Raw genomic sequence first — 13,213 nt, forward strand, 5'->3', positions numbered from 1 at the left:
GTACGTTTCGGGGCCGCGAGACGGCGCACTGTCCGGCTGGAGTTCCGCGGACCCACAGAACGGACAGTACTCTATTTCTCCACTCTTCATAAAGCAGATATCTACAGCTCTACCTATCGTTATATGCTACATATTCTGGCGAAGGGGATGCTCGACATCCGGGTTCAGCAATCGAAGGTAGCGACCGTGATCAGGACATCCGGTCGCGCATGAGCGTCTCCCCTGGTTTCGTGAACGCCTCACTACCGAGCTTCACACCGGCGTTCAGGCTCGTGTTGATGCCCGTCTTCGCCTCGTCGCCGACGACGACGCCGAACTTCCGCCGGCCCGTCGACGTCGTCTCCCCCTTCACGCGCATCTTGACAGCCTTATCGTCGTGCCGCAGGTTCGCCACGTTCGTCCCGGCGCCGAAGTTCGCGTCCCGCCCGAGCACACTATCGCCCACGTCGGAGAGATGCCCGACGTTCGGCCCCCGCATCACGGGAATGCTGCCTTTAGGAATCGACTACTGCCTGATCGGTGACTACAAAACCCACTCACTCGACGGGAATACGCGCAGTGTGGCTGTGTTCCGTGCAGTTTGTCCAGCAGTGGAGAAATCAGGATCGAGAATCGGTTAGGAACACATTTATGGTCGACAAATTCACATCCTGATACAGAATTTCGTTGTGATCCACATAGTGGCTCTATCATGATTAATCAATGAACAAATATGTCTAGCATAAACAACGAGCAGGGAGTCAACGGGGAGCGGGAAGAGTACCAGCTCGGGGAGCCACAGACGGCACAGGAGTCCCGAGAGGAGGAGGGCGTTCTGTTACCGGCCGATAGCGAGGCGACGCCGGCGATTTCGCTGGTGATGCCGACACTGAACGAGGAGGAGGGGATCCGAGAGTGTATCCGGCGGGCGAAAACCGCGTTCCGAGAACTCGGCGTGCAGGCCGAAATCATCGTCTCGGACAGTTCGACCGATCGAACGCCGGAGATCGCTCGCGAAGAAGGCGCGATCGTCGTCGAACCCGACGGCAAGGGGTACGGGTACGCGTACCAGTACGCGTTCGAGAAGGCCCGCGCGGACGTGATCGCGATGGGCGACGCCGACACCACGTACGACTTCGAGGAGCTGCCGAAGCTGTACGAACTGGTCGCCAACGGCGACGCCGACATGGCGATGGGGAGTCGGCTGGAGGGGGAGATCAAGCCCGGCGCGATGCCGACGCTGCATCAGTACGTCGGCAACCCACTGCTGACGAAGTTCCTGAACACGTTCTACGGCGCCGGCGTCTCCGACGCCCACTCCGGGATGCGCGTGTTCACTCAGGAGGCCTGGGAGGCGATGGGCTGTGAGACCACCGGCATGGAGTTCGCGTCCGAGATGATCATGCAGGCCGGGGCGGCCGACCTGCAAATCGTCGAGGAGCCGATCGTCTACCACGAGCGCGAGGGCGAGGAGACGCTGGAGAGCTTCAGGGACGGCTGGCGACACGTCCGGTTCATGCTGCTGAACGCCCCCGGGTATCTGTTCTCCGTGCCCGGGATGGTGCTGGGGCTGTTCGGGATGCTCGTCATGGCCAGTGTCGCGTTCGGCGTCCCCGGGACATCGGTGACGCTCGGGGCGAACTCGATGATCGCCGGGAGCCTGTTCACGATCGTCGGCTACCAAGTGGCGTCGATGGGCATCTTCGCGACGATCAGTGGCGATCCGATCCGGAAGCCCGGCGATCCGGTGACGGAGTACGTCGTCGAACGACTGAACCTGGAACGGGGGGCGACGGCTGGGCTGGTGGTCGGCGGTGTTGGTGCGACGTACGCCGGCTATCTGGTCGTACAGTGGGTCCAGAGTGGGTTCACGTCAGTGCCGTTTACGGTCGGGTCGATTCTCGCGTTCACCGCGATCGTCATCGGCGTGCAGACGGTGTTCTCCGCGTTCTTCATGAGCGCGGTGGCGAGTTCTCGGTAGGTCGGGAGTCGCTCGTTTTCTGCCGTTTCTGATCGCTCGGTTCGTGTTGCTGTCGAGAGGGACACACCCGACACCGAGTGAAACCCGTGGTTGGTCGTGTGTTCGGATGGGGGCACACCACGTAACGAGTGTATTCATCGCTACCAGGTCAGTCCTTCGTAGACGATCCCGTCTCTTCGGTCGATCGCGCGGCGGCCGTCGACGACCACCGGCGTCGCCATCGCGTCGAACTCGTCGTGGAGCTCCTCGATCGCCGGCCAGTCCGTGACGACGAGGGCGCCGGCAGCGCCATCGAGAGCTTCGGTCGGTGTGGCGGCGTACTCGATATCGGGGAAGTGCTCGCGCATGTTCGCCGTCGCAACCGGGTCGTAGGCGACGACAGTCGCGTCCCGGTCGTGGAGGCCCTCGATAACGGGGATCGCCCGGGAGTTCCGCACGTCGTCGGTGCCGGGTTTGAACGCCAGTCCGAGCACGGCGATGCGCTCGTTCGTGACGTCGACGTGGTCGTCCATCAAGGAGAGCAGGCGGCCCGGTTGGCGGTCGTTGCGTTCGGTTGCGGCGTCGAGCATCACCGGTTCGTAATCCTCGTCGCGTGCGGCCGCACGGATCGCTGCCGTGTCTTTCGGGAAGCAGCTGCCGCCCCAGCCGACGCCGCTGCGGAGGAACTGCTCGCTGATGCGGTCGTCGAGGCCGATCGCGTCGGCGACCTCGTAGGCGTCGATCCCGTACTCCTTGCAGATGTTCCCGATGTCGTTGATGAGACTGACCTTGGCTGCGAGGAAGGTCACGTCGGTGTCGAGGATATCGGCGTAGTCGGTGGTCGCGGTGACGGTATCGCCGCCGAGGGTGGCGAGGAGTTCGTCCAAACTGGGTTTGTGATTCGCGCTTCGACCGGCGGTGATGTCGTCGACTATCTCCACACGGAAACGAAAAATGGCCCCTATAGCGATCCGACACGGTATCCAGTATCAAATTCCTGATGATGCGCGAGTATATCTGCAGGGTACTACAACGTCAGCCAGTGCCGCTCCTCCTCGTAGATATTTGAATGCCCGATGACCGTAGCGGTCTGTATAATTACTAATACACCGCGTCGACGATCTCGCGATCAAGGTCGTCGAACGTCTCGAGATACGCACGCCGATCCGCGCGAAGGTCCGCCGCCTGCCGCTCGTAGTCGGCGACGATCGCCGGAACGCGATACGAGTCCATATCCAAGCCGGGGACCGTCGCAGGAACTTGAAGTGGCACGGCAGTGTCGTCCGTCCAGGTAACCGTCCCCCGGGCTAACTCCCGAAGGATCGTCGTCGATTCATCGACGCCGATGTCGACGGCGTCGTCACCGTCACCGATCTGCCCAGTGTTCAGGACGTACGACTCAACGTCGAGTGACTCAAGGAGGTCGCGGAAGCGATTCCCCTCTTTGCCTTCCGACCCGATGATGAAGGGGTTCGTGCCAACGACACGGATGGCCTCGCCAGCGCTGGACGGATCGCCGGCACTCGTCTCGATCGACTCCCCCAGCATGAACGCAGCGGCGGCCTGCGTCGCCGACAGCTTCGCAACCGGCGGCATCAGGGTGTTGCGCGTGATGAAGAAGACCTGATCCACACGCTCGAGATCGATGTCCTCGGCTGCCGACGCGAGCTGGTCCCGGCTGATCACGGCGCGCCCGTTGGCCGTGTATCGGTCGCTGTCGAAGTCAACCGAGCCGTCGTCGTTCACGTCGACGTTTTCGAGGACGGCCGATTCGTGCGTGACGGCGTCGTAGAGCTCGGGTTGCGTTGCTCGATCAAGGCCGATGGTTTTGACGAACAGCCCGTGCCCCTCGCTTCCGGCGACGGTCCCGCTCGGAAGCACCGCGCACACGTCATCTTGGAGCATCTCGGCAGATTCCGGCTCGTCCAGGCCGAGCCCGTGTGCGGTCAGGGTGGATTTGCCGGTGGCTGACAACCCGAGGAACACCTGCCCGACGGTTCGCAGGTCACCGTCCGGTGACCGCGTCCGAACGCGTTTGCTGCCGGCGTGAAGGCCGAGCCCGTCGGCTTGTTTAGCACGGTGCATGAACAGTCGGAGGAACGATTTCTTCGCTTCGCCGGTGTAGTCGCTGCCGAGGACGACAGTCAGCCCCTCCTCCGGGAGAATGCGGATCGCCGTCTGGTCGTGATCGGGGAGTTGGATCGTGTGGAAATCCGGGGTTCGATCCGCGTCGGTCACGGGGTCGAACAGGTTCGCCCACGCGAGGGCGATCCGGCCGTACGCTTTCGGGACGAACAGCCGACAGACGTAGGATTGGTCCGGGTGCCGCCCGACCTGCCGGTCAAGGCAGACCAGTTCGGTTGTGTCGAGTGCGTCGAGCGCCTGGTTGATGTACGCCCTGTCCTCGGCGGTGAAGTCGTGGTCGATCGCGTTTCGCGTGCGATCGGCCGTTCGGGATCGGTACGTACTCACGTACGAGGGCGACCCGTACTCGGTCGTCGTTTCGAGGTGGTCCGAAAACGTGCGGAGGCGTTCCAGCGATGGATTGTACAGGACGTTCGGGGCGCGGTCTGGGTCGGGAAGTTCCCGCTGGGTTGTCGACGATCCCGTGGGATCGGCCATGGGCAAGTGACAATAGGATACTCACATAATTATTTGGTTACCCACTCCTTGTTGGGATGGGCAGCCTGCCTGCAGTCCGGGCCGAGTGAGGCGGTCAATGTTTGGTTCGTGTGGGCACCGACTGGAGCGGCTGTTGCCGTCGATACCGGTGGCATGCAGGGTTCGTCGGAGGGTTTATTGTATTTACACACAGACTATATTCGTGATGGGTGACGTGCAGTACTGTTCGAACTGCGATGAACGGCAGCGGACGCTCACCGACAAGCCCTGGTTGGGGACGGTGTGTCTCGTCTGCGGCAACACTGTCGGTCAGTAAGCGGGTTCTGGCAGCGTCGACGACCAGTGCGACGTTGTTGCTCCCTCGAAGCCGGCCGTTGTCTGAGTGAGTGGTGAGGGAGTGATCGTGTCCGCCGAGGCGATGGCTGCGGGCTGCACCGTCATCGGCGCCGACCACCCCGACTCCGCCGTCGACGAGGTCATCGGCGACGCCGGCTTCCTCCCGAAGCCGACTGTCGAGGCATCGCCGACACGCTCCGGGCAGTTATCAGCGGCCAACCCCCCGCGGCCGACCCGGTCAAGCGCGCACGCCGGTACGGTTCAGGGCGGAGCAGTTTTGACATCCGCGACGGCCCAGAACGAAAAACGCTCGAACCCTCGTCACCGACCATCCCGACTCCGCCGTCGACGAAGGAATATCCCAACGATGGGGAGTCCCACCCCGTCAGGGGTGGAAGGAGGTCACGCTTTCAACTGTTGGACGATATCTGCTGGCGTGAACAGAGAGACGTCGTCCCGGTTCGTCGCAGCTGTGTGAAGATCGTCCGAGAACCCAGTTCGACAGAAGCAACAGTAGTGATACGTCGGTTTCTCACCTGATTCGGGTGACCAGCGAACCTGCGAGGCACTCCGTTCTAGATCGGCGAGGTCACCCTCCGTCATCTCACGGGTGGTGTACTTGCATTCGCCTGCGACAAGTGTTCCATCACTGCCAAGCCCCACCACATCGATCTCGTGGTTCTGGTGCCACCAGTACCCGATACCTTCGTACATCTTGGGGACGAGTGACGGCAGTGCATTCTGACACACTTGCTCAAACATCGACCCCATGTACTCGTTGAACGTCGGCGCAACCAACTCCTCGTACGCTTGCTCGCCGAGTTGTGTCAGCTTCGCCTCCTGTCCGTAGACGTACCGAAACCAGAACCGGAATAGTGGCTCCTGCAGCCGATATCGGCTTTTGCGAGTTGCATTTGGATTCGCTGTGATGGGGATGTCCCGTTCGACAAGCCGGAGGCGCTGAAGTTTTGACAGGTACGAGCCAAGTCGGTTGGACTCCACACCGACGAAGTCAGCGATTTCGTTCGCTGCACGCTTTCCCATCGCGATCGCTCTCAGTATCGTGTAGTACGTCTGCGGCTCGCGGATTCCGAACTCCGTCCGCAAGAGAAACTCCGGTTCGGTATGCAACACGCCATGTTCGGCGAGAATCTGTGACTGGATGTTCTCTTCTAAGGATTCGGACTGATTGAGCGCCTGGAGGTAGAAGGGGGTGCCACCAAACACACCCCACGACCGGATGATTGAGTCAGGGTCCGTTTCAGGATAGAACGTCGCTGCATCGGCGAGGCTAAGCGGTGGGAGGTCGATCGTGCCCGTTCGACGACCGTACAGCGGGCTGCCGCCACCGAGGACTTTGTCCTCCATGATGCTGATCGAAGACCCGACGAGAACCAGCGTCATGTCTGTTTCCTCGAGGTGAAGGTCCCAGACCCGCTGTATCTTCGATGGCAAGCTGTCATCCGATTCGATCAGATACGGGAATTCGTCGAGGACGACGACTGCGTTCTGCTGTCCAAGGGTCTTGAGCAGCGTCTCCCAATCTCGTTGCATATCGTCGAGAATTGGGAATGACTCACTGGCAGTCGCAACGAAATTCGCCAATTGAGCGTCCTGCGTTTCCTCAGTTGCTTGCCAGTAGACCGCGTTCTCCTGGTCCTGTATCGCTTCCCGAACGAGCGCACTCTTCCCCAGGCGTCGACGCCCATAGACCACGATCAATTCGGCCTGCCCACTCTCGAAGCGGGTTTCCAGCATGTCGAGCTCGTCATCACGGTTCACGAAACTCGACTGATCCATACTGGCCGTTGTTCCTCGTTGTCCGTAATACTACCGAATATCTAAAACACGATTTTACTAATCGCGATTTTACTAATCCTGTGTAATACCGCTAGCTGCTTCGTAAGCGGATTCTGCAGGGAGTCAGTGATCTGTCTGGTCTGTGCTCCCTCGAAGCCGGCCGTTGTCTGAGTGAGCGGTGAGAGGATGACCGTGTCCGCTGAGGCGATGGCCGCCGGCTGCACCGTCATCGGCGCCGACCACCCCGATTCTGCTGCCAACGAGTTGACCTCCTCCCGCGCCTAAAGACGCGGGAATCCCACCACGGGATTTCGGGCCGGTCGAACCGACCCTCTGGTTTCAAGACGCATTCGTTCCAAGCGTCTCTTGCTGGGTGTCAGCATCGGCTTGGCTGTCTTGTGGGGCGGTCAAACGCCCCCCATCCTCAGCCGAGTCATCGCCATCCATGTGTTCTCTTGAATGGCTCTCTCCACTGAGGTAGCGGTCTGCGATATTTATCGCACCGTTCACGTCCGCTTGGTACTCACTCATCCAGCACGCGTCGTTCGGACACGTAAACGTCGCCTGTCGCGGACGATATCCTACCTCACCGCAAGCGTGGCACTCCTTCGACGTGTTGCGCGGGTTCACCGTCTCGACGGGAATCCCCTTCTCGACGGCCTTGTAGCGTATCTGCGCGTGGAGTTTAGCGAACCCCCATCCGTGGAGACGCCGGTTCATGAAGTCGCCGTAGTCCATCGACTCCCGTATGTACGTCAGGTCTTCCAGAACGAGAACGGGGTTCTCGACGGACTCCGCGTACTCCACGACTTCGCGGGTGACGCGATGGAACACGTCATCTATCTGTTGCCACACGTCGTCCCCGAAGGACTCCGCAATACGCTCGCTTCCGCGCGTCTGGAGTCGCCGAGTAGCGGTGAAGTAGGTCTTGCGGAGCCGACGAACGGTCTTGCCCTCGTCGGCCCATAGTTCGGGCGCGGTCGGCGAACCGTCGTCGTCGCGGTGACACACCGTGACGAGTGACGCTTCCCCGATGTCTACTCCGATAGGCGTCCGTTCTTCGGCAGACACCTCGGAGCGTTCCTCCACGTCGCGGGTGGCAGTGACGTGGAGATACCACGTCCCGTCCCGCTCGAACAGCCGACTCTCACCCATCGTGGCGTCTCCCGCTTGCAACGCTTCCAGCCAGTCCCGCTGTTCGGGATTCGGTTGTGCTGGCATCCAGAGGTGGTAGTCCTCGTGATGCGGGATTTTGACGTACCACTCGATAGCGTTCTCGGGCTTATGGTCAAGTCGTACCCCTTCGTTGGTGAAGCGAACAGGGTGGTCGTCGTGCAGTTCGCCCGCGTTGTAGGTCGTCGTGAGTTGCGGGACGTACTTCTTGAGCGCGTTTTTCGCGTACCCGCTCAGGTCGTAGTTGACCACCACGTCGTTCGCTTCGGGCTGGGTGGTACATCGGGCGTCGAAGGCGTCTTGGAGGGCACGCTGGTACGCTTCTCGCGTCTCTCGGAGTTTCTGCCGCTTGTGGGCGTTCGGCTCCACAAGTTTGAGTTCGAGCGTCTTCGTGAGTTCAGTCACGAATCGCCCTCCTTGTGTTGCTGGATGTAGTTCTCGACCGTCTCACTCGAAACGTGCCCGGCGGTCCCTGCGTAGTATCCTCGCGCCCATCCGATTTTCTCGTCGTCGTGGTCGGCATATCGGTGGTTGTACTTGCGCGAGGAGATGCCCTTGAACCAGTTGGCGAGGAGCGCCGGTTCGTTCTTCGGTGGGCTACTGACGAACAGGTGAACGTGGTCGGGCTGTACAGTGAGATCGAGTATTTCGACGCCTTTGTCGTCGGCTATTTCGTGGAGGATGGACCGGACACGGCTGGCGACCTCGTTGACGAGTACCGGCTGCCGGTACTTCGGCAACCACACTATGTGGTAGTTGAGGTTGTAGGTCGCGTGCCGTGTGGTCTTCATCCGCGTTGTATACTATGGTTCGTCGACGTCTTAATACTGCCGGTAGAACGGTGGGAAATCCAGCCGTGACGTCGTCGGTGGGTGTGTAGGCTATTGTCCGATTGACCCCCGCCTAAAGACGGGGGTATGCGCTCGTATCTTTATCATCGGCGACGCCGGTTTCTGATCACGGTTGCAGTCGACGGGGCTGCTGTGAAAGGAGGCAGTACGACACTCCATGTTACCCCGATGTACGGGAGGTGGGTGGTGAATTCCTTGTTGGGGCGAGAAGGGTTCGGACGATTGAACGGTGGTTGGTGTCGGAGTTGTCGGATTCATCCCCGCCCTGAACAGTAGTTGCCGAATCAAATCTTGTTCCGTACTAACCGAGACGTTGAGTTCGCGCATTTCACGATCGTAGCGGATTTCGCTGTGACAGATTCAGTGAGAGAGCGAGGGAACGCCGCGTCAGCGGCGTTCCCGAGCGATACCTCTGCGCGATAAGGCGTACTCACCGGTCACCCCGGTCAGAGTCGAGTGTGAACTCAGCCGTAGTCTGTTGTGAGAACGAATCTGCGGAAGATTCGTGTTGAGATCAGCGGTGTCTCTGGGAATGTTTCAGCTGAAGCTAAGACGTTGGCTAACACCCACAGATTGTACAAAGACACCGCGAACAGAAAGTAGAACAGTCGCACCGAGAACGTCGGTGATGACGTTCTCGGGAGGAAATCGCCGAGCTGGCGATAGGACGTTTCGATCCCCCAGCGGCGGCGGAACGCCGCCGCGTACGCGTTCGCTGTCGATGAATCTACGTCTAAGCTCGTCACGAACCAGACGTGCTCGTCTTCGCTTGTGCGGTGCGGAACCGCAAAGACTGTGACATTTACCGACGCTGTTGGTTTGCGCTTTCGCTGCATCGTGTACTCGTCAGCAACCGTCTCAGCGCCGGCGCTGAGACGGTCTTTCATTCCACTACTCGGACGCGCACGCACGATGTAATCGACATCCTGCTGTTCTAACTCTGCGACGACGTGGACTTGGTAGAATCCACGGTCGAGGTAGACGTGTCGAATGGAGACGTACTGTTTGGCTGTTTCGAGCAAGGAGCGAACGGCTTCGCGCTTGGCGCGAAAGCCGTTCCCGTCCATCGGGACTACCGCAAGCGTAAATCGCGTGCGAGGAGCGACGATACACAGTGTTGCGAAGCAAAACGCTTTGTTCGTTCCGAGATCTGGATACGTGGTTAGGACGTGGTCTGTGTCGGCAGACCCGTAGAAGCGCCACTCGTGGAGATCGATGGCAACATCGACGAACGCAGGAAGTCGGCGCTGAGACCGGAGGACTTCGAACACTCGCTCTCGGACGCCATCGAACTGGTCAGTGACGGCGTCTGTAGAGAGATTGCGCAAGTGATACAGCAGCGATTTAGCGAGTGAATTTCGAGCCGTAGCGGTGATATCGACGTGCTCGTCACGATCAAGTTGGAGCGTCTTCCCACCCGTATTTGCGAACTCCTGATCAAAAGCAATCCGAGAGAGGATTTCTTGGAAATCCTCTCTCGTGTACTTCCCACACGGTTTCACGCCGAATTCGAGTTCTGGAAACAGCACCGTCGACGCAGCACGGCAAACCTGTTTCGCCTCAGCTGTCTGGATCATCTGTTGACCAACACAGCCTAGCATCAAGAGCCTCAGTCAGGTTCGGCAACTACTGTGAAGGGCGGGGCTTTCTCCTTGATTTCTGGCTCTGTTGAAATCCTCAACCCGTGACAGATTTGGAGGTGATCAGTAAGTACAGAGAACGTCAACACCAGCGGTTATCCTCCGATAATAAATCCGAGACCGAGGAACGGGGCAGCGACGCCGCACAGCAATACGAGAACCGCCGTGAAACGGAGTACGCCTACCGCCTGTAGCTGGGTCTCTGGGAGGGACTCGGCGATTCCCGACAGCGCAGTTCCGACGATCATAAATAGTAACCATCGGGTTTCGCCAGCGTCGCCGACACTCCAGACATACACGAACATACACAAGAAGGTAAGCGACAGGCCGAGCTGGAAAAGTCCGATTCGACGGCCTTGTGGCTCGTTGAACAGCACTTCGCTGATATAGGGGACCATGAGCGACGTATTTCTGCTTGAGATACAAAATAATGCCTCAGTGCGTCCCAGCAGAAAGTCCCCTCCCGTGATACGCGATTCCTCTGTAAGGGGGGATGAATACTACGAGATGCGCAACCCCACTTACCGGTTGTTTCACCGGAGATAGTATTTGCCCAATAAGATTTCAACAGAGCCTGATTTCTGTAAACCACAATATCCCAACGCCGGTCGGGAATCCTCGCCCGTCAGGGTGGGGAGGATGTCAACCGTCGGTGTCCGGTTCCAACGGAAGACGTTCTGCATCGACGTCCTCGTACGCGTTGTCCGAGCCCAAGATTGGATGCCCGCGCGTCTCGGCGGTGGCCGCGTGGAAGGAGTCGAACGCGGTCATCCCCTCTTCGAAGTAGTTCACCGCTTTGAGCACGATCTGCTTCTCTTCCTCAGTCTCAACGGGAACGATGTCAAGCATATTTGAGAACAACGTGATGTAATCGAACTCGTGTCGCTCTCGGATGAGTAGCACCTCCAGATACGCGTACGAGGACGTCACGACGTCGTGTTCTTCGAGGAGGTTCTCCGCGCGGTCTTTGAGCCAGTCGGAGTCTTTGGCGAGAGCGAGAAGAAAATCGGTTTCAACGTATGCGGTCATTCGTCCCCACCCTCTGCGGGGTGTTTGCCTCGTTCAAACCCTGCTTCGGCGTCCTCTTTCGCCTGCTCTCGTGCCCCCTCGCGGAGCTCTTCAATAGACTTCCCCTCGAACGCATCGCCAGCGGCTTCACGAACGGCTTTGAGTGGGTCCTCGTCGATGGGGATGAGTTCGAGCCGATCCTCGTATTCGACGACGTGGAACTTCTCGCCGTACTTTTTCCTCAGCTCCGAGGACAGGTATAGCCGCCCGTGCGAATCTGTTTCGACTGACATAGGAGTGCGTTTGTATGGGATGAACAAAGAAGTTTCCCAAAATTCGATTATCTATCCCATACACCAGCGAGGCAGACAGCCCGGTCGCGTCGCTCAACGTTCGACCACGCATAGAAAAAGGATCCGTATAGGTTCATGAGGTGCTCCTACTGCTAATCAGAAATTTCAAATTCATTATTGACCCCGTAAGCTAACCCACCCCTAAAGGGGTGGGCTTTCAGCGTGGACTCCCGCTCTGGCCGAATCTTCGGCAGGAGGCTCATACTCTCCGTTCGCGTTCATCGTCCCGCTGTTCAAGCGCACGCCTACGAGTGCGCCTCCACCGGAGCCAGTTTGGTTCCGGCGGAGATACCGCAAACCGATGTTCTTCGCGGCGTTGTAGTCGGCGTGGTTCTCGTAGCCACACTTCAGGCACTCGAACTCCTCACTATCCCGGTTGTCGGGGTGTGTGAACCCACAGTGTGAACACCGCCGAGAAGTGTTCTCCGGGTCAACCTGTTCCACGTCGATCCCGTACTCTTCGGCTTTGTACTCGACGTACTCGTACAGGCGGTTGAACGCCCACTTGTGCCCCCACGACGCGTCAGTGCGTTCTCGAATGTCCGTCAGGTCTTCAAACGTTATCACCGAACAGTCGTGGGCGCGGGCTTCAGTCACCAACTCGTTCGATATGCGGTGGAGCGTTATCTTGAATCGGCCTTCCTCTTTGCGTCCGACCGATTGGATGTTCTCGTGCGCCCACCGCGTCCCGTGTTCCTGCAAGTCCCCACGCCGGTTCTCGTATTCGCGCCGCCAGTGGTCGAACTCGTCGCCCGTCCAAAACGTGCCAGTGCTGGTAACTGCGAGATTGTTCACGCCGAGGTCAATCCCGAGAACCGTTCCGTTCTCGGTGGCCTCCTGTTCCGTCGTGTCAGCCTCAACATCCTTCTTGCAGTGGATGTGGAGCATCCAGTCGCCGTTCGTGTAATGCAGTTCTGCCCCTGTGGTTTCGTACTGGTCCGAGAAGAAGTATTCAGCATGGGGCGTGTCTCGCTCCTCGTCGGGAAGCACGTAGTCGGCTTCAATACGACCGTCAACGGTCGCCAGCGACACGTACTCGTCGTGGAACGTGGCGGTGCGGTGGTCGTAGACGACGTGTGGGCTGGTAAAGTGGGGCTTCGACGCCTTCGTGCCCTGCTTCCACTTTTCGACCACGCTCTTGCAGGCTTCGGCGGCCTTGTTGCGAGCGGCTTGGACGTGGTTGCTGTGTAATGGCGTCTCGTCGCGCACGTCCTCGTAGGTGTCGTCGTGGAGCGTGGTCTTGCTCGTCGTGACGTACTCACCGTGGAAGGCGTGACGTGTTACGTAGTTGGCCGCCCAGAGAAACTCGTCTACGGTGTCTTCGAGGAGTGCGGCGTCGGTACTGTCCACGTCAAGCTTGACCGGGACAGTACGCCGCTTCTCCATACATCATATGTGTGCTTGGTAGTTCAAAAATATTGGGGGTCAACCCTGTCGTTGTCGGTGGATTATCGCACGGAGTGGACGCGCTTCCTCCCACCCCTGAAGGGG

Annotated in this window: 10 protein-coding genes and 2 pseudogenes; 1 reads left to right on the forward strand and 11 read right to left on the reverse strand. The window is 59.3% G+C overall.

The window, feature by feature from the left end:
* Window positions 1–190 precede the first annotated feature (190 nt).
* Window positions 191–481: pseudogene (locus B4589_RS08900) on the reverse strand (glucose-1-phosphate thymidylyltransferase); the annotation flags it as partial.
* A 231-nt stretch (window positions 482–712) separates the two neighbouring features.
* Between B4589_RS08900 and B4589_RS08905 the strand changes: the two are divergent.
* Window positions 713–1,960, forward strand: coding sequence for a glycosyltransferase family 2 protein (locus B4589_RS08905; RefSeq protein WP_079233940.1), 1,248 nt, complete (start codon window positions 713–715; stop codon window positions 1,958–1,960).
* Between the two features lie 140 nt (window positions 1,961–2,100).
* Here B4589_RS08905 and B4589_RS08910 read toward each other — a convergent pair.
* The 10 genes and pseudogenes from B4589_RS08910 to B4589_RS08955 form a co-directional block, all read right to left on the reverse strand.
* Window positions 2,101–2,748: pseudogene (locus B4589_RS08910) on the reverse strand (nucleotide sugar dehydrogenase); the annotation flags it as partial.
* A gap of 292 nt (window positions 2,749–3,040) precedes the next feature.
* Complete coding sequence (locus B4589_RS08915; protein ID WP_079233942.1) at window positions 3,041–4,561, reverse strand: phosphoenolpyruvate carboxykinase (ATP); 1,521 nt, start codon at window positions 4,559–4,561, stop codon at window positions 3,041–3,043.
* 738 nt (window positions 4,562–5,299) lie between these two features.
* Complete coding sequence (locus B4589_RS08920; protein ID WP_079233943.1) at window positions 5,300–6,697, reverse strand: ATP-binding protein; 1,398 nt, start codon at window positions 6,695–6,697, stop codon at window positions 5,300–5,302.
* 339 nt (window positions 6,698–7,036) lie between these two features.
* Window positions 7,037–8,275 (reverse strand): RNA-guided endonuclease TnpB family protein, encoded by a 1,239-nt coding sequence (locus B4589_RS08925; RefSeq protein ID WP_079233945.1) that lies wholly within the window; start codon window positions 8,273–8,275, stop codon window positions 7,037–7,039.
* Window positions 8,272–8,661, reverse strand: coding sequence for an IS200/IS605 family transposase (gene tnpA, locus B4589_RS08930; RefSeq protein WP_079233946.1), 390 nt, complete (start codon window positions 8,659–8,661; stop codon window positions 8,272–8,274). Before tnpA ends, B4589_RS08925 begins: the two co-directional genes overlap by 4 nt.
* A 524-nt stretch (window positions 8,662–9,185) precedes the next feature.
* Window positions 9,186–10,298, reverse strand: a complete 1,113-nt coding sequence (locus B4589_RS08935) for a transposase (RefSeq protein ID WP_079233947.1) — start codon at window positions 10,296–10,298, stop codon at window positions 9,186–9,188.
* Window positions 10,299–10,456: 158 nt separating this feature from the next.
* A complete protein-coding gene (locus B4589_RS08940; protein WP_079233948.1) occupies window positions 10,457–10,759 on the reverse strand; it encodes a hypothetical protein in 303 nt (100 codons plus the stop codon).
* A gap of 244 nt (window positions 10,760–11,003) precedes the next feature.
* The gene (locus tag B4589_RS08945; RefSeq protein WP_079233949.1) at window positions 11,004–11,390 is read right to left on the reverse strand and encodes a PIN domain-containing protein; all 387 of its coding nucleotides are present in this window, start codon (window positions 11,388–11,390) and stop codon (window positions 11,004–11,006) included.
* Window positions 11,387–11,662, reverse strand: a complete 276-nt coding sequence (locus B4589_RS08950) for a hypothetical protein (RefSeq protein WP_079233950.1) — start codon at window positions 11,660–11,662, stop codon at window positions 11,387–11,389. The genes B4589_RS08945 and B4589_RS08950 overlap by 4 nt, the downstream gene beginning before the upstream one ends.
* Before the next feature lie 201 nt (window positions 11,663–11,863).
* A complete protein-coding gene (locus B4589_RS08955) occupies window positions 11,864–13,108 on the reverse strand; it encodes an RNA-guided endonuclease TnpB family protein (protein ID WP_079233951.1) in 1,245 nt (414 codons plus the stop codon).
* Window positions 13,109–13,213: the final 105 nt, after the last annotated feature.

Source organism: Halolamina sp. CBA1230 (genome assembly GCF_002025255.2).
In the GTDB taxonomy this organism is placed as follows: domain Archaea; phylum Halobacteriota; class Halobacteria; order Halobacteriales; family Haloferacaceae; genus Halolamina.

What these genes read in the sequence shown, in the direction of transcription:
- B4589_RS08905 (WP_079233940.1), top strand. Translation starts at nt 713, where the DNA reads ATGTCTAGCATAAACAACGAGCAGGGAGTCAACGGGGAGCGGGAAGAG.
- B4589_RS08915 (WP_079233942.1), bottom strand. Translation starts at nt 4,561, where the DNA reads ATGGCCGATCCCACGGGATCGTCGACAACCCAGCGGGAACTTCCCGAC.
- B4589_RS08920 (WP_079233943.1), bottom strand. Translation starts at nt 6,697, where the DNA reads ATGGATCAGTCGAGTTTCGTGAACCGTGATGACGAGCTCGACATGCTG.
- tnpA (WP_079233946.1), bottom strand. Translation starts at nt 8,661, where the DNA reads ATGAAGACCACACGGCACGCGACCTACAACCTCAACTACCACATAGTG.
- B4589_RS08935 (WP_079233947.1), bottom strand. Translation starts at nt 10,298, where the DNA reads ATGATCCAGACAGCTGAGGCGAAACAGGTTTGCCGTGCTGCGTCGACG.
- B4589_RS08940 (WP_079233948.1), bottom strand. Translation starts at nt 10,759, where the DNA reads ATGGTCCCCTATATCAGCGAAGTGCTGTTCAACGAGCCACAAGGCCGT.
- B4589_RS08945 (WP_079233949.1), bottom strand. Translation starts at nt 11,390, where the DNA reads ATGACCGCATACGTTGAAACCGATTTTCTTCTCGCTCTCGCCAAAGAC.
- B4589_RS08950 (WP_079233950.1), bottom strand. Translation starts at nt 11,662, where the DNA reads ATGTCAGTCGAAACAGATTCGCACGGGCGGCTATACCTGTCCTCGGAG.
- B4589_RS08955 (WP_079233951.1), bottom strand. Translation starts at nt 13,108, where the DNA reads ATGGAGAAGCGGCGTACTGTCCCGGTCAAGCTTGACGTGGACAGTACC.